Annotated in this window: 22 protein-coding genes and 2 riboswitches; of the genes, 11 read left to right on the forward strand and 11 right to left on the reverse strand. The window is 63.8% G+C overall.

The features are described from left to right. Positions 1–3: 3 nt before the first annotated feature. Positions 4–165: riboswitch (cyclic di-AMP (ydaO/yuaA leader) on the reverse strand. 146 nt (positions 166–311) lie between these two features. Both AC5RU3_RS14500 and AC5RU3_RS14505 read right to left on the reverse strand, forming a co-directional pair. Continuing rightward, positions 312–1,076, reverse strand: a complete 765-nt coding sequence (locus tag AC5RU3_RS14500; protein ID WP_309070162.1) for a M23 family metallopeptidase — start codon at positions 1,074–1,076, stop codon at positions 312–314. Between the two features lie 250 nt (positions 1,077–1,326). Beyond that, positions 1,327–1,518, reverse strand: a riboswitch (cyclic di-AMP (ydaO/yuaA leader). Between the two features lie 127 nt (positions 1,519–1,645). After that, on the reverse strand, positions 1,646–2,338 hold the full coding sequence (locus tag AC5RU3_RS14505) for an iron-dependent transcriptional repressor DtxR (RefSeq protein WP_309070161.1): 693 nt from the start codon (positions 2,336–2,338) through the stop codon (positions 1,646–1,648). A gap of 245 nt (positions 2,339–2,583) precedes the next feature. Between AC5RU3_RS14505 and serC the strand changes: the two genes are divergently transcribed. Continuing rightward, complete coding sequence (gene serC, locus AC5RU3_RS14510; RefSeq protein WP_493966008.1) at positions 2,584–3,711, forward strand: phosphoserine transaminase; 1,128 nt, start codon at positions 2,584–2,586, stop codon at positions 3,709–3,711. On the opposite strand, the gene AC5RU3_RS14515 is transcribed toward serC, so the two are convergent. Genes AC5RU3_RS14515 through AC5RU3_RS14525 form a run of 3 tightly spaced genes read right to left on the reverse strand, consistent with a single transcriptional unit; the run spans position 3,708 to position 6,076 of the window. Next, positions 3,708–4,994, reverse strand: a complete 1,287-nt coding sequence (locus AC5RU3_RS14515; protein ID WP_309070159.1) for an MFS transporter — start codon at positions 4,992–4,994, stop codon at positions 3,708–3,710. The two genes, serC and AC5RU3_RS14515, sit on opposite strands and share 4 nt — an antisense overlap. Positions 4,995–5,027: 33 nt before the next feature. Beyond that, positions 5,028–5,687 carry a DUF3027 domain-containing protein gene (locus AC5RU3_RS14520; RefSeq protein ID WP_493966009.1) on the reverse strand — a complete coding sequence of 220 codons (660 nt, stop codon included), beginning with the start codon at positions 5,685–5,687 and terminating at the stop codon, positions 5,028–5,030. A 5-nt stretch (positions 5,688–5,692) separates the two neighbouring features. After that, the gene (locus tag AC5RU3_RS14525; protein WP_309070157.1) at positions 5,693–6,076 is read right to left on the reverse strand and encodes a cold-shock protein; all 384 of its coding nucleotides are present in this window, start codon (positions 6,074–6,076) and stop codon (positions 5,693–5,695) included. Positions 6,077–6,250: 174 nt separating this feature from the next. Between AC5RU3_RS14525 and AC5RU3_RS14530 the strand changes: the two genes are divergently transcribed. The 6 genes from AC5RU3_RS14530 (at position 6,251) to AC5RU3_RS14555 (ending at position 13,337) form a co-directional block, all read left to right on the forward strand. Further along, the gene (locus AC5RU3_RS14530) at positions 6,251–6,529 is read left to right on the forward strand and encodes a hypothetical protein (protein ID WP_458116365.1); all 279 of its coding nucleotides are present in this window, start codon (positions 6,251–6,253) and stop codon (positions 6,527–6,529) included. Between the two features lie 71 nt (positions 6,530–6,600). Next, on the forward strand, positions 6,601–8,988 hold the full coding sequence (locus tag AC5RU3_RS14535; protein WP_493966010.1) for a helicase-associated domain-containing protein: 2,388 nt from the start codon (positions 6,601–6,603) through the stop codon (positions 8,986–8,988). Next, positions 8,981–10,624, forward strand: coding sequence for a DNA repair helicase XPB (locus tag AC5RU3_RS14540; protein ID WP_493966011.1), 1,644 nt, complete (start codon positions 8,981–8,983; stop codon positions 10,622–10,624). Before AC5RU3_RS14535 ends, AC5RU3_RS14540 begins: the two co-directional genes overlap by 8 nt. 87 nt (positions 10,625–10,711) lie before the next feature. Next, a complete protein-coding gene (locus tag AC5RU3_RS14545; RefSeq protein ID WP_309070153.1) occupies positions 10,712–11,422 on the forward strand; it encodes a response regulator transcription factor in 711 nt (236 codons plus the stop codon). A gap of 21 nt (positions 11,423–11,443) precedes the next feature. Beyond that, positions 11,444–12,889 (forward strand): sensor histidine kinase, encoded by a 1,446-nt coding sequence (locus AC5RU3_RS14550; RefSeq protein WP_309123705.1) that lies wholly within the window; start codon positions 11,444–11,446, stop codon positions 12,887–12,889. Positions 12,890–13,046: 157 nt separating this feature from the next. Further along, positions 13,047–13,337, forward strand: a complete 291-nt coding sequence (locus tag AC5RU3_RS14555) for a WXG100 family type VII secretion target (RefSeq protein ID WP_309070151.1) — start codon at positions 13,047–13,049, stop codon at positions 13,335–13,337. A 131-nt stretch (positions 13,338–13,468) separates the two neighbouring features. Here the strand turns inward: AC5RU3_RS14555 and groL are convergent, their stop codons facing one another. The 4 genes from groL to AC5RU3_RS14575 all read right to left on the reverse strand — a co-directional run bounded on the left by groL (position 13,469) and on the right by AC5RU3_RS14575 (position 16,742). After that, a complete protein-coding gene (gene groL / locus AC5RU3_RS14560; RefSeq protein WP_493966012.1) occupies positions 13,469–15,103 on the reverse strand; it encodes a chaperonin GroEL in 1,635 nt (544 codons plus the stop codon). A 297-nt stretch (positions 15,104–15,400) separates the two neighbouring features. Further along, a complete protein-coding gene (locus AC5RU3_RS14565; RefSeq protein ID WP_309070149.1) occupies positions 15,401–15,607 on the reverse strand; it encodes a cold-shock protein in 207 nt (68 codons plus the stop codon). Positions 15,608–15,733: 126 nt separating this feature from the next. Continuing rightward, positions 15,734–16,399, reverse strand: coding sequence for a LytR C-terminal domain-containing protein (locus AC5RU3_RS14570; RefSeq protein ID WP_493966013.1), 666 nt, complete (start codon positions 16,397–16,399; stop codon positions 15,734–15,736). A gap of 37 nt (positions 16,400–16,436) precedes the next feature. Next, complete coding sequence (locus AC5RU3_RS14575) at positions 16,437–16,742, reverse strand: DUF3263 domain-containing protein (protein WP_375164438.1); 306 nt, start codon at positions 16,740–16,742, stop codon at positions 16,437–16,439. Positions 16,743–16,868: 126 nt separating this feature from the next. Between AC5RU3_RS14575 and AC5RU3_RS14580 the strand changes: the two genes are divergently transcribed. Beyond that, complete coding sequence (locus tag AC5RU3_RS14580) at positions 16,869–17,621, forward strand: uracil-DNA glycosylase (RefSeq protein ID WP_309070147.1); 753 nt, start codon at positions 16,869–16,871, stop codon at positions 17,619–17,621. 6 nt (positions 17,622–17,627) lie between these two features. Here AC5RU3_RS14580 and AC5RU3_RS14585 read toward each other — a convergent pair whose 3' ends face one another. Both AC5RU3_RS14585 and AC5RU3_RS14590 read right to left on the reverse strand, forming a co-directional pair. Then, positions 17,628–19,238, reverse strand: coding sequence for a threonine/serine exporter family protein (locus AC5RU3_RS14585; RefSeq protein WP_375164437.1), 1,611 nt, complete (start codon positions 19,236–19,238; stop codon positions 17,628–17,630). A 52-nt stretch (positions 19,239–19,290) separates the two neighbouring features. Next, positions 19,291–20,364, reverse strand: a complete 1,074-nt coding sequence (locus AC5RU3_RS14590) for a lipid II:glycine glycyltransferase FemX (protein ID WP_458116359.1) — start codon at positions 20,362–20,364, stop codon at positions 19,291–19,293. 120 nt (positions 20,365–20,484) lie between these two features. Here AC5RU3_RS14590 and AC5RU3_RS14595 point away from each other — a divergent pair, with 120 nt between their 5' ends. From AC5RU3_RS14595 to AC5RU3_RS14605, 3 genes are all read left to right on the forward strand, one after another. Further along, positions 20,485–21,489 (forward strand): aldo/keto reductase family protein, encoded by a 1,005-nt coding sequence (locus AC5RU3_RS14595; protein WP_493966014.1) that lies wholly within the window; start codon positions 20,485–20,487, stop codon positions 21,487–21,489. After that, on the forward strand, positions 21,486–22,337 hold the full coding sequence (locus AC5RU3_RS14600; RefSeq protein ID WP_493966015.1) for an NAD-dependent epimerase/dehydratase family protein: 852 nt from the start codon (positions 21,486–21,488) through the stop codon (positions 22,335–22,337). The genes AC5RU3_RS14595 and AC5RU3_RS14600 overlap by 4 nt, the downstream gene beginning before the upstream one ends. 129 nt (positions 22,338–22,466) lie before the next feature. Continuing rightward, on the forward strand, positions 22,467–22,889 hold the full coding sequence (locus AC5RU3_RS14605; protein ID WP_309070143.1) for a hypothetical protein: 423 nt from the start codon (positions 22,467–22,469) through the stop codon (positions 22,887–22,889). Positions 22,890–22,908 lie beyond the last annotated feature (19 nt).

The raw sequence follows: 22,908 nt of genomic DNA on the forward strand, positions 1-22,908 counted from the left end.
TAAATTGCCTCTCCCTACGCCTGCGAGGTGAGCTGTCGGATTCGGATGGGAGTCACCCGGCCGCGGATCGTCTCAGATCCAGCGACTTAACCCCAAGGACTTCTGAAGAAGAAGCCCGCAATTGGTTCCCCCGCCCCTGCCATGCGATTGTTGCGAACGGATCTCGTGCAGTGGCAGAGCTAGGCGATCTGCGCGAGAGTGCCAAACCCCCTGCGATTTGGCACGAGTGAAACGGTACATCAGAAAATCAGGTATGTCACATTCAGGTCACGGAACGGTGTGTTCATGGTTACGACGACCTGAGCAACGGCTCAGAGCCAGCCCATTGGGTCGACGTTCTTGCCGTCGACAAGCACCTCAAAGTGCAGGTGGCAGCCCGTTGAGGCACCCGTCGAACCCACCCGGGCGATGGCTTCCCCGCGGTCCACAACCTGGCCCACAGTGACATCCATCGCCGACAGATGGTTGTAGGTGGTCTCCAACCCGTTGGCGTGCTTGACCACCACACGGTTGCCGCCGCCGTAGGCATGCCAGCCCGCGAACGTCACGGTGCCGGCCGCTGCTGCTCTGACAGCAGTGCCGCAGGCCTCGCTCATGTCCTGCCCGGTGTGGAGCTCCCCGGCACCGGTGATCGGGCTCACCCGGGTCCCGAAGGGCGAACTCATCACCACGTGGTCCAGCGGCGCGGAGAGCGATCCCTTCGACTCATCCGCCACGATGTCTCCACCTGATGCAGAAACAATCTCCACGAGCTTGGCGTCCGGATCGAACTTGCCGTGAAGGGCAGCGCGGTCAAACGAAACCTCGGCGCCCGCGGCCGCCTGGATGGGTTGCGGCTCTGCCTGCTCGGCCGAAGCGGCGGCAGCTACCTGAGCCTCTGCGGGCACGACTGCGGCGGTGGTGGGAAGTGCGACGGTCAGTACCATGCCCGATGCGGCGGCTGCAATGGCGACCTTCTGGCTGATCCCGGCGAAGGAGACGTCGCGGCGAGCGGTGACAGCGCGTCGTCGTCGTTCAATCCTCTGGCCATCGCGGGGGCGCAGCGCCGCTGGCTGCGCGAACGCTCCGCTGCTCACGGACGCAACGGAACCAGTGCGGGCTTCACGCCGTGACATTGGAGCGGCTGCACAGCGAGGCGCCTCTGGCACCGTCAGACGTGGCGAAGCCGGGGAAGGTGAAGACACCGGGGCAGGCGAAGCGGCTGCGTGCACCGCTGCCTGACTGGCGATTCGCTCGGCCCGCTCACGCCTGTGGGCGTCGCGTGGCCGCGCTTCAGCGACCGGGGCGCTGGCACGGCGGCGCCCCGAAGCAGTGTTCGACAAGGAGACCCTCTCTCATTTCCGCCTGCGAAGTTAGCTGTCGGATTCGAGTATGAGAAAACTCGGCCCGGATACGCGCGTAGTGGCAGCACCCGGACTTCACCCCAAGGTCATGGCAAGCCATCACCGGTTGTGGGTCCTCCGCCCCTGTCCATCTTGAAACACTGCGTTCGCTGACAGGGTTAGGCATGCGAACCAGGTAACGCTGAAGTATCAGCGCCAGGGATTAACTATAGCTCGGACGGACCAAAAGTAATCATTCCGTAACCATGCTGTGGATATCCTTCGGGAATCCAGCGGGTCTGTCCGGACCGCCGGGGCGGAAACTAAACCGCGACGAAAACGTGCGACGCGACTTCGGGTGGAAGCTCCAATGCACCTTCGACATCGGGCACCCGCACGGACACGTATTCGCCTACAGCCTGCAGCGTCATGCGGGCTCCGGGACGGAGGCCGCCCTCGTCCAGCTGGGTCAGCAACTCAGGATCAACCTGGATCGGCTCAGCGAGACGTACGAGGGTCACGCTCGATCCCGGGACGTATGTTGCCATGGCCTCTGTGAGAGTGCACACACCCATTGTCTGGAGCTCGGAGGGAGTACCCCCGATTGCTTCGAGACCGGGAATCGGGTTGCCGTAGGGCGACTGCGTCGGCTGACCGAGCAGCTCATACAGCCTCCGCTCAACGCGCTCGCTCATCACATGTTCCCAACGGCATGCCTCGTCGTGGACGTACGCCCAGTCGAGGCCGATGACGTCAGAAAGCAGCCGCTCCGCCAGCCGGTGCTTGCGCATCACCTCAGTGGCCCGCCGGCGTCCGAGCTCCGTCAGCTCGAGGTGACGGTCCCCGGTCACGATCACCAGTCCGTCGCGTTCCATGCGGCCGACCGTCTGCGACACCGTTGGCCCGGAGTGCCGAAGCCGCTCGGCAATCCGCGCGCGCAGAGCAACAATGTTCTCTTCCTCGAGCTCAAGGATGGTCCGCAGGTACATCTCGGTGGTGTCGATGAGGTCCGTCATGCGGGGTTCAGCTCCTTGGCACTGGTGCGGTTTGAGCGTTGATGCGGCGGCAGCAGCGCCCCGAAAACGGGCGACCGTCGTCATCCCTACGCCCCACAAGGTTAACCCATGTAGGTTTGCCGCTTTGACTGGGACGCATCAGCACGGTGTTGTGCACTCCCACCGGTCACAATGCGCCGGCGCTGCGGCCGCTGGGGCAGAATGGTCTGCGAGACCCCACACCAAGCAACCGTCCTGGAGTAATCATGAGCACTTCCACCGACATCCGCATCCCAACCGAGCTGCTGCCGAAGGATGGACGGTTCGGCGCAGGCCCCTCCAAGGTCCGTCCGGAGCAGCTGGAAGCCCTGAACCGTGCGGGGACTGACCTGCTCGGAACGTCCCACCGCCAGGCTCCGGTCAAGAACCTGGTCGGCTCTGTGCGGTCAGGGCTGATGGACTTCTTCCGTGCCCCCGAAGGGTATGAAGTTGTTCTGGGCGTCGGAGGGTCCACAGCTTTCTGGGATGTTGCCTCCTTCGGGCTGGTGAAAACGCGCGCCCAGCACCTCTCGTTCGGCGAGTTCGGTTCGAAGTTCGCTACAGCAACCTCGAAGGCGCCCTTCCTTGGAGACTCGACTGTCATCAAGTCCGAGCCGGGGACCCGACCCGCCCCCCAGGCCGAGTCCGGCGTCGACTTCTATGCCTGGCCCCAGAATGAAACCTCGACAGGGGTTGCAGCCCCCGTTGAGCGTGTGGCCGGAGCTGACGAGGGTGCGCTGATCGCGGTCGATGCGACCTCTGCTGCGGGCGGACTTGCGGTGGATGTGTCCCAGGCTGACGTTTACTACTTCGCACCGCAGAAGAACTTCGCGTCCGACGGCGGATTGTGGCTTGGACTGTTTTCTCCTGCAGCGCTGGAGCGGGCTGCGTCGATCAAGTCCTCGGGCCGCTGGATTCCGGATTTCCTCGACCTGCAGACGGCCATCGACAACTCGCGCCTGAACCAGACGTACAACACGCCTGCTCTCTCGACCCTGGTGACTCTGAACGCGCAGATCGAATGGCTCAACGGGAACGGCGGCATCGACTTCGCCGCGCAGCGCACTGCCGACTCCGCAGGACGCATCTACAGCTGGGCGGAAGCCTCGTCCATAGCGACCCCGTTTGTACAGAACCCGGACCACCGCTCCAACGTCATCGCCACCATCGATTTCGATGAGAGCGTCGACGCGTCGGCGGTGGCCAAGACCCTGCGCGCCAACGGGATAGTAGACGTCGAGCCGTACCGGAAGCTGGGCCGCAACCAGCTGCGGATTGCAACGTTCGTGGCGATTGAGCCCTCCGACGTGTCGGCGCTGCTGGAGTGCGTCGATTACGTAGTTGAGCGCTCCTAGCCGTCACGCTCCGGCGTGTCCCGTGCCGTGGCGGCCAGGGTCAACCTGAGCCGCCTCGGCTCCGAACGCACGAGGCGAACTGTTACGTGATGGGACCGCCAAACCCACACGAGCCCGGCTACAGCAGCCACGAAGCCCGACGCGGCGGCCACCACCAGGCCCCACCGAGGGCCGAAGGCATTGGTCACCCATCCCACGATCGGCGCTCCGATCGGTGTTCCGCCGAGGAAGATGGCGAAGTACAGTGCCATCACGCGGCCGCGCATTTCCTGCGCCGTAGTGGTTTGAACGTACGCGTTCGCGCTGGTCATGAGGGTCAGGGCAAACAGTCCCACAGGAATCAGCGTCACGCCGAAGAGCCACACTGAAGGCGCAAGCGCAGCTAGCAGGCAGGCCAGGCCGAATGCGCCGGCAGCTCCGAAGATGAACCTGAGACGTGGCCGTTCCCGCCGGGCCGAGAGCAGGGCGCCGGTCACAGAGCCCACGGCCATGATTGACGACAGGGTGCCGAAGATGCCGGCGTCCGTGTTGAACTCGGTCCGGGCCATCGCCGCAATGTAGACGGCGAAGTTCAACCCGAACGTCCCCACAATGAAAATGGCAAACATCACCATCATCAGGTCGGGCCGAAGTCGCACGTACCGGAAGCCTGCCCGGATCCTGCCACGCCCAGGCGCTGACCTCTTGAGAACGCGCAATTCTCCTTGCCGGATTGTCACGAGGGCAAAGATCATTGCACCGAATGTCACGGCATTGATGAGAAAGACCCACCCCGGGCCGACGGCCACGGTGAGCAGGCCTGCAACCGCGGGCCCGAACATCCGGGCCCCGTTGAAAGAGGCGCTGTTGAGGGCCACCGCGTTGGGGAGGTATTCGTCGCGTACCACTTCCGAGACAAAGGCCTGACGGGCCGGAGCGTCAATTGCGGCTACTACTCCCAGCGCAAGAGCGAATGCATAGACGTGCCAGAGTTCTGCCAGGCCAAACACGACCAAAAGCCCAAGGCCGACACCGAGCGCGGCCATCGCGGCCTGCGTTCCGATCAACAGCTTCCGGCGATCGACCGTGTCGGCTATCAGACCCGCCCACGGGGCAATGAAGAGCTGCGGACCGAGCTGCAGGGCCATGACGATACCCATCGCCGCGGCGTCCTGATCCGTGAGGATGTCGTAGACGAGCCAGTCCTGGGCCGTGCGCTGCATCCAGGTGCCGATATTGGAGATCAGTGCACCGATGAACCAGAGCCGGTAATTGTGGATGTGCAGGGATCGGAACATGCCCATCAGGCAACCCTCCTTCCTGCAGCCCTCCACACCCTAGGCAACTGGGGATTCGCCCCCGGGAGTGCTCGGATCATCGGCATCGGGGTCCGGGGAGCCGGTCCCCGCCGATCCCCTTTCGACGGGCTCACTGTCAGCAGGTTCGTCAGCTGCAGGTTCAGGTTCAGCATGCGCGCTGTCAGCAGTGTCTTCTTCAGGGTCCACGTCTGCTTCCATGACGTGGTCCACTTCGGCGGCCTCCGCTGAATCCCCGGCCGCTGTTTCCTCCGCTGTTTCCTCCGCGGTGTCTTCCGGGCGGACGCGTTCGGACCACGGGACCCAGTCGGGGGCCAGCAGGGCGTCCGCAGAAGGCAACAACCCGACCTCGCAGACGGTAACGTCCTTGCCACGGGGAACCCGGGCGAGCGTCGCAAACCAGTGCCAGCCCACGTAACCCGGAACATTGGCCGCGAAACGGTGGGTGACGAGCCTCTCCGCCTCCGGGACGACTCCCAGATGCTCACCCACGGGTGTTCCGTCGGCGATCTCCAGCACACCGTTCCGTGCGGCGTCCACAGCGGCAGCCAATACGGCGTCGGGCTTGGACGGCTTCCGGGCGGGGCGGCGCTTGGCAGCGGGAACCGCGGATGCCACGGCTCCCGGTGCTTCCGCTGGTTGAGCCTCCCCGGACTCCGTCGATGCTGGAGATTCAGTCATTGGACCTAAACGTCCAGGTCATCCGCGACGGCGCGCAGCACCGCAGCAACCTTCGCGGAGTGCGACTTGTCGGGGTACCGACCGCGGCGCAGACCGTTGGACACGTCGTCGAGCAGGCGGATCAGGTCCTCGGTGATGACGGCCATATCTTCCGCCTTCTTCCGTGTTGCCTTGGCTACAGACGGCTGGGCATCAAGGATGCGGGCCGACAATGCCTGCAGGCCCTTGCGTCCATCAGCGACGCCGAACTCGAGCCGGGCCCCCACCTTCACCTCTGTTACTCCGGCAGGGAGCGCGGAGGCATGCAGGAATACTTCCTTGCCGTCATCCGTCGCCAGAAAGCCGAAACCCTTTTCAGAGTCGAACCACTTCACCTTGCCGATAGGCACGTAATTACCCCGTTCTCGTACTGCTGGTGCGCAGGCCGTGAGTTACCGACGAATCGATAGGAATCGACGCGATGTCGGTGAACTGGCCGTACGCAGCGAAAAAGTCTGCCTTAACAGGATACCGGCACCGGTGAGGGGAATGGACGATGAGCACCCTTGTACGCTAGGAGCATCATGATGCAGAACCCATCCTCCGTTCCTGACGCGAACGACGGCGCCAGTCCCCTCAGGGAGGCAAAAGGCACCCCTCGAAGCGGGCGCATCCTGTTGATTGCCGCGGTCACGCTCGCAGCTGTCGGCCTCATTTCGCTCGTGGCCGTCCTCGTGTCTGCGTGGATGGGCATGCAGCCGTGGCCGGGATTCATGGCCGCCGCGTATTTTTGCCTGCCTCTGGCCTTCCTGCTGATGCTCGTCAGCGTCGTCAGCAGCGTTATTTCCCGCGGCCGCAGTTAACTCACGCGCAGCCGTCGGTGTCCGGCCACACCGTCGCCCCGCCGTTCCCCGGTGCGAGTAACGTTAATGTGGTGTCCGCCATCCGTGCCCTAGCCGAAGATCTGGCGTCCCGCAGCGACTCCGAACTCCGCCAGCTGATGGCCGCACGCCCCGACGTGGTGCTTCCGCCCGTTCCGGACTTTGCCGCCCTCGCGGCACGGGCGTCAACGCGGGTCAGTGTGCAGCGCGCGCTCGAAACTCTGAGCGCCCCCCAATTGATGGTGTTGGAGGCCGTCGTCCTTACAACGAATCTTGACGGCGAAGTCGGCAGCACGGCAGCAACCCTCAAGACGGTGATCGGCTCGACGACCGCCAAGATGCTCGAGCCCTACCTCGCGCAGCTCCGGGACATCGCCCTTGTGCGGTCCGGTCGTTTGTCGAGGAGCCGGCACTCTTATTTACCACTGGAGACGCTCCACGAAGCGCTCGGCCCCTATCCGGCAGGGCTGGGGCGTCCGCTCGCAATGCTGGTGCAGCAGTACCCCGAGTATGGCGAGCGCATCAGGACCGGGCTCGAACGCCTGTATGCGTCGGCGGTACCCCGACCGACGGGCTTACCGGCCGGCAGCGATCCGGCGACCGAGCTCGCTCGAGTGCTTGAAGAATCCTGGGACGCGGTTCTTGCAGCGGTTCCGGAGAAAGCACCGGACCTGCTGGCAAAGCTCGCAGCTTCGCCGGTGGGATCAGCCAAAGCCGGCGCAGCATCGGGGACGGTAACGCGGATTGAGTGGCTCCTCGAGAACGGACTGCTCATCCGGCTCGACGCGAACCACGTGGAGCTACCCCGCGAGGTGGGAATCGCGGCGCGTGGCGGCCTGATCATTCCTTCCCTGCCGGTAACGCCGCCTGAACCTCGCCTGAACTCGGTACGGGTGAGCCTTCGGGACAACGCCGCCTTCGGGGCCGTGGCCGAGACACTTCGGCTGGTCACGGAGCTCCTGGCCGCTGCGCAGTCCGAACCCATAGCGACGCTGCGCACGGGAGGAGTGGGCGTCCGTGAAGTCCGTCGGCTCGCGGACTCGCTTCGTGTGGACCGCGAACAGGTGGTCTGGCTGCTTGAGCTGGCCGCACTCGCGGGGCTCATCGCACTTGACCCGGACAGCTCGCGCTGGACGGCCGCGGCGAGCGGGTCCTGGCACCTTTCTGAACGTCACGAGCAGTGGCTTCAACTGGTGCGCGCGTGGCTTGGTGCGGAGCGTGCTCCTTCCCTCGTGGGAGGTCGGCTGCCCAGCGGCAGCACCGTCAATCCGCTGTCATCGGAGGCCAACCGGACCGACGCGCCGGCCGTCCGCCGTCGTGCGTTGTCTGCGGCTCTGGCGATCTCAACGGAAGCAGCAAACGACGACGGCCGCGCGTGCGTTCTCGACGCATCCTCCCTGATCGAGAGGCTCACCTGGCAGCAACCCCGCCTCCGCCGCCGCTTTTCCCGGCTGGTCCCTGGGATGGTGGTGGAGATGGGGCACCTCGGCCTGCTCGGTTCCGGCGCCTTGACTGACCTCGGAGGAGCAGTCGCGGAGGACCGGTTCGATGACGCCGTTGAGGCTCTTCGCGATGCCCTCCCTGAACCGCTCACCCACTTCATGCTGCAGGCCGACCTGACCGCAGTGGCGCCTGGTTATCTTGAGCCCCAGGTCGCCCGTGAACTTGCCCTGCTCGCCTCTGCGGAGGGACAGGGCCCGGCAACTGTGTACCGGTTTTCCGCCCAGTCGGTGCGGCGTGCCCTCGACACCGGTCAGGACGCCGCAGCCATTCTGGCCTTCCTTGAGAAGCACTCTGCCACGAACGTTCCGCAACCGGTGCGCTACCTCGTGGAAGACACCGCCGCCCGCTACGGGTCGCTGCGCGTCGGTCCCGCCTTCAGCTACGTTCGCAGCGATGACGACGCCGCTCTGACGGCACTCCTCGCGGATCCCGCAGCCGCGGCGCTCGGGCTTGTCCGGCTTGCACCAACCGTCGTGACGGCCCAGGCTACGCCTGCCGAACTTGCCTCAGCACTGCGCGAGCTCGGCTACTCCCCCGCGTTGGAGGGGGGCGCTGAAGTGAGGCAGCCGATTCGGAGTGCCGGATCGACGCCGTCGTCGTCTGCGGTGCGGACCAACCCGTGGGTGCTGACCGAGGAAGACCTCGAAGCGCAGATGAAGGTGCTGCGGGGCAGCGCCAGGCCAGGTCCGGGCGGGGGCGCCGAGAGTGAGGCGATGATCGGCCTCGAGACGCTCCGGACAGCCATCCGGACCAAGAGGGCGGTCCGGATGGGCCTCGCGGACAGCTCCGGGAATTCCACCCGGCAGGTCTTTGTTCCACTGTCGGTTCATGCGGGACGGGTGCGCGTTTTCGACCCGGAGAACGAGACCGAGCGCGTGATCTCCGTGCATCGGATTATGGATGTGGAAACTGTGGAAGGGGCTTCAACGGATGCCTAACGGGCCGCTCATCGTCCAGAGCGACAAGACCATCCTGCTGGAGGTTGATCACGAGCAGGCCACCGAAGCGCGGCATGCCATCGCAGCGTTCGCGGAGCTGGAGCGCGCTCCAGAGCATGTGCACAGCTACCGGCTCACGCCCCTTGGCCTGTGGAATGCCCGCGCCGCCGGGCTCGACGCCGAACAGGTTCTAGACACGCTGCTGAAATACTCGCGCTTCCCGGTGCCGCACGCGCTCCTCGTCGACATTGAAGAAACCATGTCGCGCTACGGGCGGCTGCGACTGGAAAAGGACGCCCAGCACGGCCTCGTGCTGCGCACCAACGACTATCCCGTGCTTGAGGAAGTGCTCCACGCCAAAAAGATCGAGCCCCTCCTTGGTCCCCGGATCGACGGTGAAACCGTGGTGGTGCACTCCTCCCAGCGCGGGCAGCTGAAGCAACTCCTGCTGAAGCTCGGGTGGCCGGCAGAGGATCTCGCCGGCTACGTTGACGGCACGCCGCACCCCATCATGCTCAACGAGGACGGCTGGACCCTGCGCCCGTACCAGAAGGTGGCTACGGAGAACTTCTGGGCGGGCGGCTCCGGCGTCGTCGTGCTTCCGTGCGGCGCGGGAAAGACACTGGTGGGCGCGGCAGCGATGGCGACGAGTTCCACCACCACGCTCATCCTCGTGACCAACACGGTGTCGGCGCGGCAGTGGAAGGACGAACTGCTCAAGCGGACGTCGCTGACTGAGGACGAGATCGGCGAGTACTCCGGATCCGTCAAGGAGGTCCGGCCCGTCACCATCGCCACCTACCAGGTGCTCACCCTGCGCCGCGGCGGACTGTACCCCCACCTTGAGCTGCTTGACGCCAATGACTGGGGCCTTATCGTGTACGACGAGGTCCACCTGCTGCCTGCACCGATCTTCCGGATGACCGCTGACCTTCAGGCGCGGCGGCGCCTCGGTCTCACGGCGACCCTCGTGCGTGAGGACGGCCGGGAGGGAGAAGTGTTCTCCCTGATCGGTCCCAAGCGCTATGACGCGCCCTGGAAGGACATCGAGGCGCAGGGATACATTGCGCCGGCAGACTGCGTGGAGGTTCGGGTTGACCTCCCCCGCGATGAGCGTGTGGCCTACGCCATGGCCGACGACGGCGACAAGTACCGCCTGTGCGCCACCTCCGAGACGAAGACCTCTGTCGTTGAGAAGCTGGTCGCCTCGCACAAGGGTGAGCAGCTGCTGGTCATCGGACAGTATATTGACCAGCTCGACGAGCTTGGCGAACGGCTCGACGCGCCGATCATCAAGGGTGAGACATCCGTCAAGGAACGCCAGCGCCTGTTCAGCGCTTTCCGCTCCGGAGAACTGCACACCCTGGTCGTCTCCAAGGTTGCCAACTTCTCGATCGACCTCCCCGAGGCCTCGGTGGCCATCCAGGTGTCGGGCTCGTTCGGATCGCGCCAGGAGGAAGCCCAGCGGCTGGGACGCCTGCTTCGCCCCAAAGGTGACGGACGAGCAGCACGGTTCTACACCGTCGTCGCCCGTGACACCCTCGACCAGGACTTCGCCGCCAAGCGGCAGCGCTTCCTCGCCGAGCAGGGATACGCGTACACCATCATGGACGCGGCGGATATCCCGCAGGGGTGACAGCAGCCTCGTCAGGCTGACCCGCGGCTCCCGCGCATTCGGCTAACATCCAGACAACTCCCAGCATCTGGGAGCAGACTGGGAGTCGTGAATAAATCAGGACCTGAAGCAAAACTGCTTGTAGTCGACGACGAGCCGAACATCCGGGAACTGCTCTCTACCTCCCTGCGCTTCGCCGGATTCGACGTCGTTGCCGCCGCCAACGGACGCGACGCCCTCGCCGCCGCCGAAACCCACAATCCGGACCTCGCCGTGTTGGACGTGATGCTGCCGGACATGGACGGTTTCACTGTCACGCGCCGCCTCCGTGCTGCCGGGCGCCACTTTCCCGTCGTATTCCTGACGGCCCGCGATGACACCGATGACAAGGTCACCGGGCTCACGGTGGGCGGCGATGACTACGTCACCAAGCCGTTCAGCCTGGACGAGGTGGTCGCCCGCATCCGGGCTGTCCTTCGGCGGACCCGCCCGCTTGAGGACGACGGCGCCGTCATCCGTGTCGATGACCTCTCACTCGATGATGATGCTCACGAGGTCCGCCGTGGGGGTGAGGTGATTGACCTGTCCCCCACGGAGTTCAAGCTGCTGCGCTACCTGATGATGAACCCCAACCGTGTGCTGTCCAAGGCGCAGATCCTCGACCACGTGTGGGAGTACGACTTCAATGGAGATGCCTCCATCGTGGAGTCCTACATCTCTTACCTCCGCCGCAAAATCGACAAGAACCCAGACGCCCCCGCACTCATCCAGACCAAACGCGGCGTCGGCTACCTGCTGCGCACCGCCGACAAGCGGTAACCCACTATTCCCATAGCCGCTGTGACTCGCCCCTGGAAATCCGCTTCCCTCCGCACGCAACTGATTGCCATCATGACCCTGCTCATGGTGTTCACCGTTGCCATCACGGGCATCGTAACCATCTCGCTGCTCCGGAACAGCCTGGTGGTCCAGATGGACAAGGACATACAAGCGAACGCCCAGTCGGTGACCAACAGCATCGGCGCTATTGGGAGCGACACGAACCAGAACCTGCTCCGCTTCTACGGGCTGTGGCTCGACGAGAACGGGGAGTCGATCCGCTCGACACACTCCCCCGACGCCCTCGAGGTGCCGGTTATTCCGCGCCTTAGCAGGGAGGAAGTCGAGGCGATGAACCTGGATGCCTTCACCGTCCCGGGAAGCCGGAATGAGAGCGAATGGCGCGTCATCGTGTTCCCGCTGATTGAGGAGGACAGCTCGGTTGCCGTGGCGACCCGCATGTCCACCGTGCATGACACCGTCTCCGAAGCCGGCCGCATCATCTTCACCGTCGGACTGTTCTCCATCGCTGCCGCCTCGATTGTCGCGTACTTGGCGGTCACCCGGCAGTTCCGTCCGCTCAGCAGGGTGGAGCGGACCGCAGCGGCCATCGCGGGCGGGGACCTTTCCCGCCGCGTCGAGGTTGAGCGCCCGGCAACAGAGGTGGGCAGGCTCTCCCGGTCGCTGAACGCGATGCTCTCGCATATCGAGTCGGCATTCGCGGCGCGCATGGAGTCGGAACGGAAGATGCGCCGCTTCGTCGCGGACGCGTCCCACGAGCTGCGTACCCCCCTCGTGACCATCCGTGGATTCTCGGAGCTGTACCGCCACGGCGCCCTACAGAATGACGAGGACGTCAAGGCCGCCATGGGCCGGATCGAGAGCGAAGCAAAGCGCATGGGTCAACTGGTCGAGGACCTGTTGACGCTCGCCCGCATCGACGAGCAGCGGCCGCTGGAAGCCCAGCCGCTTGATCTGCTGGTATTGGGGAACGATGCCGCCATGGACGCCCGTGCCATCGCTCCGGACCGGACAATCAGAGTGATCGGACTCGACGGCGGACCGGCGAGGCACGCTCCGACCGTCGGCGACGAAGCCCGTCTCCGCCAGGTTGTGGCGAACCTGATGACCAACGCCCTGCGGTACACGCCGGAGGGCTCCCCGATCGAGGTTGCGGTCGGCGTCGCGCCTGTCATCCACGGCAGGAGCGATGCCGTTATCGAGGTGCGGGATCATGGTCCCGGCATCTCGGAGGAGGACGCTTCCCGTGTCTTCGAACGGTTCTACCGGGCGGATTCGTCCCGCTACCGCGAGACCGGCGGCACCGGCCTCGGCCTCGCCATCGTCGCCGCACTGGTGGCGCAGCACGACGGAAGCGTCAGGTTGGAGGAGACACCCGGCGGCGGTGCCACGCTCTCGATCCGGCTGCCGCATGACCCGGAAAGCAGCCTTTCCGAAGACGCTTGACCGTGCACGGTTCGGGAGCCCACGCGACCATTCCTCCCCAAAACACCGAATGCCAGCGGCTTACACACATCCTGAATTCATGGCTCCCCCTGATATTCCCCGCACCCTAGCGTCATGAGGGCAAGCATCCGCAGTACAAGGATTTCAGGAGGAACCCATGACCTACTTTAACGTCAACACGGACTCGCTGGCCGCCAAGAGCGCTGACGTGCAGAACACCATCGCGCGTCTCCAGTCCGAAGTGAACGCCATGCAGTCCGGGCTCCGCTCCCTTGAGTCAGAGTGGCAGGGACAGGCGTCCCAGAACTTCCAGCAACTGGTGACGGACTGGCGTGCAACGCAGTTTAAGGTTGAGGAGTCCTTGGCGAGCATCAACCAGGCACTCGCTGTCGCCACCGAACAGTACAGCCAGGCGGAGCTCAGCAACGCCCGGATGTTTATGCACTAACCCGCGAGCGGGCGGAGCACGAACGCCGAAGGCCGGCCACCCGTTCTCGGGTGACCGGCCTTCTGTGTCTTCGCAGACGTGTCTTTGCAGGCGGTGCCTTCGCAGACGAACCTGCTCAGCGGAACTGGGGCTTAGAAGCCGCCCATTCCGCCCATGCCGCCCATCTCGTCGCCGCCGCCGGCGGGAGCAGCCTTCTCAGGCTTGTCCGCGACAACAGCTTCGGTGGTGAGGAAGAGACCAGCGATGGAGGCAGCGTTCTGCAGTGCAGAGCGGGTCACCTTCACGGGATCGTTCACACCGGCAGCGAGGAGGTCCTCGTAGTCACCGGTTGCAGCATTGAGACCGTGGCCAGCGGGCAGGCCGCGAACCTTCTCGATCACGACGCCGGGCTCAAGGCCGGCGTTGAAAGCAATCTGCTTGAGCGGAGCGTCGATGGCGATGCGGACGATGTTCGCACCGGTTGCCTCGTCACCTTCAAGGGTCAGGTTGGCGAACGCCTTGGCGCCGGCCTGGATCAGGGCCACGCCGCCACCGGCGACGATGCCTTCCTCGACTGCAGCCTTCGCGTTGCGGACGGCGTCCTCGATGCGGTGCTTGCGCTCCTTGAGCTCAACCTCGGTTGCTGCTCCGGCCTTGATGACTGCAACGCCGCCGGCCAGCTTGGCCAAGCGCTCCTGCAGCTTCTCACGGTCGTAGTCGGAGTCGGAGTTCTCGATCTCGGCGCGGATCTGTGCAACCCGGCCGGCGATCTCCTCGGCGTTGCCTGCACCCTCGACGATGGTGGTCTCGTCCTTGGTGACAACAACCTTGCGTGCCTGGCCCAGGAGGTCCAGGGTGGCGTTCTCCAGCTTGAGGCCAACTTCTTCAGCGATGACCTGGCCACCGGTAAGGATGGCGATGTCAGCGAGCTGCGCCTTGCGACGGTCACCGAAGCCCGGAGCCTTGACGGCGACGGACTTGAAGGTGCCGCGGATCTTGTTGACCACGAGGGTGGCCAGGGCTTCGCCCTCGATGTCTTCGGCGATGATCAGCAGCGGCTTGCCGGACTGCATGACCTTCTCTAGAACAGCAACAAGGTCCTTGACGTTGGAGATCTTCGAGTTGACGATCAGGATGTAAGGGTCTTCAAGGACCGTCTCCTGGCGCTCTGCGTCGGTGACGAAGTAACCGGAAATGTAGCCCTTGTCGAAGCGCATACCTTCAGTGAGCTCAAGCTCCAGGCCGAAGGTGTTCGACTCCTCGACGGTGATGACGCCTTCCTTGCCCACCTTGTCGAGGGCTTCAGCGATGAGGTCACCGATCTGCTGGTCGCCCGCGGAGATCGAAGCCGTGGCCGCGATTTCTTCCTTGGTCTCAATTTCCTTGGCGGAGGAAAGGAGTTCGGCGGTGACAGCGTCAACAGCCTTCTCGATGCCGCGCTTGAGGCTCAGCGGGTCAGCGCCGGCGGCCACGTTGCGCAGGCCTTCCTTGACCAGTGCCTGGGCGAGGACGGTAGCGGTGGTGGTACCGTCACCGGCAACGTCGTCAGTCTTCTTGGCAACTTCCTTGACGAGCTCAGCGCCGATCTTCTCGAAGGGATCGTCAAGTTCGATCTCCTTGGCGATGGAAACGCCGTCGTTCGTGATGGTGGGAGCGCCCCACTTCTTCTCAAGGACAACGTTGCGACCGCGGGGGCCCAGCGTAACCTTGACTGCGTCAGCGAGGGTGTTCAACCCGCGCTCGAGGCCGCGGCGTGCCTCTTCATCAAAAGAAATGATCTTGGCCATAACGGCGTAGGTCCTTTCGGGACGGTCATGCTTATCAGCTGCTACCGACCTGTGATGCCCGCGACGGACGGGCGGACCCGGGAGGATCTCTGTACCTACCGAACCAGCCCTCACCACAGAGGTTGCCTTGTTCACTCACTCGGGTGCCGTCTTAGCAGTCGTCACCTCTGAGTGCTAACTCCATAATTAGCACTCTCGCCCCGTGAGTGCAAGCTGTTCGCCCGTGGAAAAACAACGACGACGGTACGCTCCCCGCCGGAAAGCGCGCCGTCGTCGTTCGGTATTGAGTGGGTCTATTCAGGATGCGAGACGCACAGCCTCAGCCTGCGGCCCCTTCTGACCTTCTCCGATCTCGAATTCCACCCGCTGACCCTCATCGAGAGCGCGGTAGCCATCCATCTGGATTGCGGACCAATGTACAAACACATCTGCCCCGCCCTCATCGACGGTGATGAAGCCATATCCCTTTTCAGCGTTGAACCATTTCACGGTTCCCTGCGCCATGCTGTTCTCCCACTATGTAGATCCCCCGCGTAGCTGTTGATTGCGGGGCTGAAATACATCTAATCCCACTTCTCGGCGACAGTGACGCAGAACACAGTGAATGTTATTGATCCTTAACCCGACTGCTCACTGGAAACCGGGACCGACCACAACCGTGATGTTGCCGAACCCTGCATTGCCCTGGACGGCCCCGATACCGAGGACCGCTGCGAGTGCTTCAGCCGTCGGTCTCTGCTCCTCGCCGTTGTAGAGGACGATGGATCCCTGCAGTTGCTCGCCGGACCAGTTACCGACTTGGGTAACGCTCCATCCGTCAGCCTGCAACCGGCCCGCGGCGGTGCTGGCCAACCCGCTGACCGTCGTTGCATTCAGCACGGCGACTGGCTGCGCCCGGTCGACCGCCGCGGCCGTCTCGGTTGCCTCCGGAGTGGGCTCCGGCTCGGACGTTGGATCCTCTTCGGGAGTGGGTTCAGTGCTGGGCGTTTCCGGCTCAGCAGGTGCCTCGGATTCGCTGGGCTCTTCACTCGGCGTCCCGATCCTCGTCTCATCGGCCGTGATGGAGGGCATTGGTGCGGCGGTGCTGCTTTGAGGAGTCACCTGGCTGGCCTGTCCGAGGCCGAGGCGCGGGAAGAGGAAGTAGGCCGCCAACCCAACGGCAAGGACAAGCAGGCCGGCAACAATCTTCAGGGGCAGTCCGCTCGATCGCGGAGGGACCAGCCGCTCGCGATGAACTCCCTGCCGTGCGGCGGATTCGGGCACACGGTCGAATTCGTCGCGCGGGTACTGGGTCATGTGGCGGGAAATCCTTGGCTCGAGATGGGCGTAGTTGCTAAACGTCCACGCCCAGACGGCGCGCCGAACGGGCGCGTTGGCGGGTCGTACGTAGTCTACGCAATCTCTTCACGAGCATGGGATCGTGCGCGAGGGCTGCTTCAGTATCGATGAGTGCATTGAGGATCTGGTAATAGTGCGTGGCGGAAAGATCGAACATCTCCCGGATGGCCTGCTCCTTGGCGCCGGAGTACTTCCACCACTGACGCTCAAGTTCGAGAATCCGCTGCTCGCGCTCACCCAATCCCGATTCCGGGTTGCCCGCCACCCCTTCACGGTTCATGTCTGCTGCCGCGTTCTGCATGCCCACGACACACCGTCCCATCCACTATTTCCGCTCAAGGTTCCTGATCCATGGTAAAGGCGAATCACATCATTGTCATTTACCGACAACTGCAGCCGCAGCGCCCGTCCGCGCCAGAATAAGACTATGAACGACGACGGCACGCCCACCCTGCCCTTCCCTGCATCGCCTGCCGCTGAACTCCCGTTCGCGGCGCTCCCGTTCGCTGCTCCGGCCACTCTGAACGACGTCATGGCACCGGACTGGGCAGAGGCGCTGCGGCCGGTTCAGCCGCAGGTCCATGAACTGGCCCGGGCCCTGGCCGAAGAGCAGCAGCGCGGCGCGCAGCTCTTGCCCGGCCCCGACCTCATCCTTCGGGCTTTCACCTATCCGCTCAGCCACGTCAAGGTCATCATCGTGGGTCAGGATCCCTATCCCACACCCGGCCATTCAGTGGGCCTGGCCTTTTCTGTGACCAGACGGACCAAACTTCCCCGGAGCCTGGTGAACATCTATAAGGAACTGGCTTCGGACCTGGACGCTCCTGCACCTGCCCATGGCGATCTTTCCGGGTGGGCGGATGAAGGAGTCTTCCTGCTCAACCGGGTCCTCACCGTGCGGGCAGGTGAAACCGGGTCCCACCGCAAGCTCGGCTGGAACGCCGTCACAGATGCTGCCATCCGTGCACTGGTCGCCCGAGACCAGCCGTTGGTGGCGATCCTCTGGGGTCGGGAGGCCGCACAGCTGAAGCCCCTGCTGGGATCGACGCCGCTCATCGAGTCCGCACATCCCAGCCCACTGTCCGCGTCCCGCGGCTTCTTCGGCTCGCGTCCCTTCAGCAGAGCGAATGCCCTGCTGGCCGAACAGGGCGCCGCACCCGTGCACTGGTTGCGGGGCTAGCGCGGATCAGCGGCGGCGGTTACGACGCCGTTCGTTGCTGCTCAGCTTCTTGGTGAACGGCCGCGCCAGGTTGTCGCCCAGCACCACGCCCCCGGCGATCGCCAGGATGATGGTCAGCGCGTTGAACAGCCCGATGGCACCTGCCCCGGCAACCCCGGTCTCGGTCGTGAGGTTATACATGGACCGGAAGATCGTGAGTCCGGGATAAAGGAACATCACCGCCGGCACGGCCACCACGAGCTGAGGCGCTCCCATGCGCAGCGCCACGATTCTCGCGAGCATGCCTATCAGCACGGCAGCGATGGCGGGGGCGAGACGGTATCCAACGCCAAGGCTCACCACCAGCGAGTAGAGCAGGAATCCGGCCATTCCGATGAGCGAGGTCGGGACGACGAGGCTCATGTCGGTCTGCTCGGCGATGCAGATCATCGCGACGGCTACGAAAACAAGTAGGGCAACCACGGGAAGCGGATACTGCGATCCCTCCGACGTCGTCACGTCCAGCTCCGGAATGCCGATGAAGGTTCCCATCACCAGCGCGACGGCGATGCCGGAGACCAGCCCCGCGAAGACAAGGAAAGCGGAAAGGAATCGTCCCGCTGCCGTGACGGGGAATCCGTTGATCGCGTCCTGGGTAGCGGACACCAGCCGACCGGTAGGCAGGAGCAGAAGGATTCCGCCCACCACCACAAGGGCGGGAGCGATCGGAACGTTAAGCCACCACATCAGCATTGCTATGAAGGTCACGAGGGCTGCCGATGTCGCGGTGGCGAAAAACTCCGGTACTCTCCAGCGTCCGAGCTGGCGCGAGAACAGGTCGACACCGATGCAGCTTGCGAAGGAGATGAGGGAACCGAGCGGTCCACCGCCGATGAAGGCCACGATTGCAGCGGCGAATACGCCGAAGGCCGCGGTCACCATCCACCGTGGGAACGGCTTGGGCCTGTGCGTAATCTCATCCAGCCGCCTGATGGCTTCAGCCCGGTCGACGCCGCCGTCGACGATGTCCGTTACCAGCTGGTGCACACGGGTGAGGCCCGCATAATTGTTGGTCCACGAGCGCACAACCCGCAGAACCGTGGTTGGTGTCTGGTCCTTCGCCGAGTAGTTGAGCACCACCGACTGGTTGGTGATGTCCACTTCGATGTTGTCGAGTCCGAAGGCGGCGGTGACGGCAATGATGCTCGTCTCGACCTCCAGCGCGCCCGCACCGTAGCGGAACATGGTCTCCGCCAGACTGAGGGCGAAATCGAGCGTGCGCCGGGCGCCGACGTCGGGCCCACCCACCTGGATCGTGGGGTTGGCGTAGGGACTGCCTGCGAGCCGCTCGACAAGGTTCATCGCCTGGGTGGGAGGAGATTCACCCTGGACCAAGCGGCGCAGCATCTTGCGCGCGGCAAGCTGTGAACGGTCCGGACGGCCGGGACGGGCCGTCTGAGGGGTGATCGGCAAGGCGTCAGTCGGGTTGGCCTTCGGGGGCTGGCCGGCTTTCCTCGCTATTTTGGACTTGGCCTTGCCCGGCACGGCCGGCGGCCTCACGACGGGCAGCTGCTCGGCCACCGGGGAGGGGTTGGTATCCGGGCTCCGGCGCTTGTCGGCACCGGTCTTGTCTGCCACTTCTAGCCCCTTCCTGACCCGGGCGTGTTCCCCACTCCCGAGGTGTTGCGGTTTAGTAGAACGGTTGGTGCGTGCGGCGCCAATACACCTGCCGCATGACCCGCTCGCCCAGTTTCTGCCATGCACGGTACTTCATCGGGCTGAGCACCAGGTCATAGCAGCCAACGAAGTCCGTGACCGTTTTGGTGAAACTTGTCTTGAAGAGACCGAGACCGTGATGCTGGTGGTTCTTGTCTTTCAGCTGGTCACTTGGCGGCGTGCCACAGAAATCGTATTCAACAATATTGTGCTCGCTTTTGAGGTCATTGATTGCCCGCCACTGAACGAGATGAGAATCACCGTACTGGGAGCGCCCCGGCCTGGAGCCGCCGTCCTTGTAAGTGCCCTTCCGTCCGTAATTGATGACGAACGCACCTACCGAAGGTTCACCGTCCTCATACACGAAGTAGAGCCGACCCTGCCCTGCAGCAACGAAGTTCGACCAAAAGCGCTGGTAGTACTCGAATGAACGCAGGCGCGCCGCCGAGCGGTCCTCAATGTGCGCCATGAGGCCGTACATCGTGCGGAAGTTCTCGTCCGTGGGCTCCATCCGTTCAACGGTGACGCCTTCACGCTCCGCACGCCGGACAGCGTTGCGCCCCCGTGAGTGAAGGTTGCGCAGCAACTGGTTGGGTTCGGGAGTGGTATCGAGAATTGCGGTGTGGTCATTGGGCTGCAGGTTGAAGGCCTTGACCAGACCTGCGCGCCGGAAGAGCGTGCGCACGTCCTCGCTGTCGACGATATCCGGCTCCACCTTCACGGCGAATACTGATAGCCCGGATTCGCGGATGAAAGCACTGCAAGCCTGCAGGACCGCGGGAACATCCTCGGGTGCGGCCACGTCCGGACCCTTGATGAGGTACCAGAGGCTCCCGAGCAAGGGGACCTTTTTTTCCAGGACGAGGTTATAGGTGGTGTATTCCGCTGATTCAAAGGCCAGGAAGAGCGGCTTCCAACCATGATGGGACTTGACCTCGGCGAAAGCCGCAGACTGCAGGAGATTGCCGCCGTTCGGGTTGGCTGTGACCAGAGAATCCCAGTTCTTGCGTTCTTCCTCGGTGGCAAATCGCGCGGTAAACGTACCCATGGTCCTCAATCACAACTGGTCGGCAGGCGTCGATTCAGTGTAGCCGTTGGCGGTGCCAGGCTTACGTCACCGGGCTCTTGCCCTATACCGGTGGGCAAGCAGGTGGCTAGCATCGAAATCATGGAATTCAGATACCTCGGAAACAGTGGACTCAAGATCTCGGAAATCACCTACGGAAACTGGCTGACGCATGGTTCCCAGGTGGAGAACGACGTCGCCACCCAGTGTGTGCGCGCGGCTCTCGACGCCGGAATCAGCACCTTTGACACCGCCGACGTCTACGCGAACACCGCCGCTGAAACTGTTCTCGGCGAAGCCCTCAAGGGCGAGCGCCGGCAGTCTCTTGAAATCTTCACGAAGGTCTGGGGTGCCACCGGCCCCAAGGGCCACAACGATTCGGGGCTCTCCCGCAAACACATCATGGAGTCCATCGACGGCTCGCTGCGCCGGCTGCAGACTGACTACGTGGACCTGTACCAGGCCCACCGCTATGACCATGAGACACCTCTTGAAGAGACCATGCAGGCCTTTGCCGACGTTGTGCGGCAGGGCAAGGCGCTCTATATCGGTGTCAGCGAATGGACGGCGGACCAACTGCGCTCCGGTCATGCGCTGGCGAAGGAACTGGGCTTCCAGCTCATCTCCAACCAGCCGCAGTACTCGATGCTGTGGCGGGTGATTGAGGAGAAGGTCGTGCCGACGTCGGAGGAGCTCGGCATCTCACAGATCGTATGGTCTCCCGTGGCGCAGGGTGTGCTGACCGGAAAGTACAAGCCCGGCCAGGATCCCGAGAAGGGGTCGCGCGCGGCTGATGAGAAGGGCGGCGCTGACATGATCAAGCGCTGGATGTCCGATGAGGTTCTCACCGGTGTGCAGAAGCTGCAGCCGCTCGCGGACGAAGCAGGTCTGAGCATGGCGCAGCTCGCGATCGCCTGGGTGCTCCAGAACCCGAACGTCGCGTCAGCGATTATCGGTGCATCCCGTCCCGAGCAGGTTGAATCGAACGTCGCGGCCGCCGGTGTCACGCTGGAGCCTGCTCTCCTCAAGAAAATCGATGAGGCTGTGGGGCATCTGGCGGAAACGGATCCTGCAAAGACCACCTCACCCGACAAGCGCCCCTCGTGAGGCTCGCGGTCACCGGATCGAGCGGCAAGCTCGGGCGCAGCGTCGTCGCTGGGCTGCGTGAAGCGGGACACGAAGTGCACGGTTTCGACCTGCACGGCGAGCGCGGCCCGGGTTTCCTGTCCATCGATCTGACCAATTATGGCGACGTCGTAGACGCGATCATGGGAGTGGACGATCGGCACTCGGGATTCGACGCCGTCGTGCATTTGGCCGCCATTCCGGCGCCGGGTCTGCGCCCGGATGCTGCCACCTTCCACAACAACATGCTGGCGACGTACAACGTATTCCAGGCGTGCCGCCGGGCCGGCATCCGGCGCATTGTGTACGCCTCCAGTGAGACTGTTCTCGGGCTGCCCTTCGATCAGGATCCTCCGTATATCCCAGTCGACGAGCAGTATGACGCGCGTCCTGAAAGTACCTATTCGCTGGTGAAACACCTTGAAGAGCAGATGGCTATCCAGTTCACCCGCTGGGATCCGGCCCTGAGCATCACGGCACTACGATTCTCCAACGTTATGGACCCGGAAGACTACGCGGATTTCCCGTCCTTCGATGCCGACCCCCTGCTGCGGAAGTGGAACCTTTGGGGCTATATCGACGGCCGGGACGGAGCACAGGCCGTGCTTCGGGCTCTTGAGAACGCGCCGAACGGCTTCGACAGGTACATCATCGCCGCAGCCGACACGGTGATGAACCGCTCAAGTGCTTCCCTCGCTGCCGAGGTGTTCCCCGGTGTTGAGGTCACGAAGGACGTTGGGGAACATGAAACGCTCCTGTCAATCGACAAGGCGCGGAAAGTACTGGGGTTCAGCCCCCGGCACAGCTGGCGGGATGCCGTAGGCGACTAGGTATGGGAGGCTGCCGTTCCATTCGCGGCAGCCTCCTGTCACTGGTTCGGCTAGCTTCGACCCAAAATGATCAGTAGGCTTACTGAACCGGGAGCCGATGCTCCTACAGAATCGTCGAAAGGATCGGTCATGACTGAGAATCTCCCCGATGAGGAACTGAACGTGGTCGGCGAGGAACCGGAGGCAGCAAACCAGTCGCTCGCTCCGGAGGCGCTGGATCCGGTGAAGGACGGCCAGCCGGACGACTACCCGAGTGCTGCCGAGGTAGACCCGGACAACTGGGAACAGGATCCGCTGCTGCAGGATGAGCCAGGTGTAGGCGGTCCGGGACTGGAAACAAGCGACCAGAGCCTCCGCGACGAAACCGAAGATGTCCGATTCAGCGACGGTGACGAGCAGGTTCCGCCGGAGGAACCGACCATTGGCGAAGCAGCCGCCGACGTCGATTTCGGCGATCCCATGAGCGAGGAGGAAGCCGATGCAAGTGATGACTCTGCAAACTTCGGGGGCTCGCCACTCAGCCAGTTCGACCCTGAGGACCTCGAACGCTAGAGGTGTGCCTGGGTTGCGC

It is taken from the genome of Arthrobacter sp. MDB1-55, from assembly GCF_059092925.1.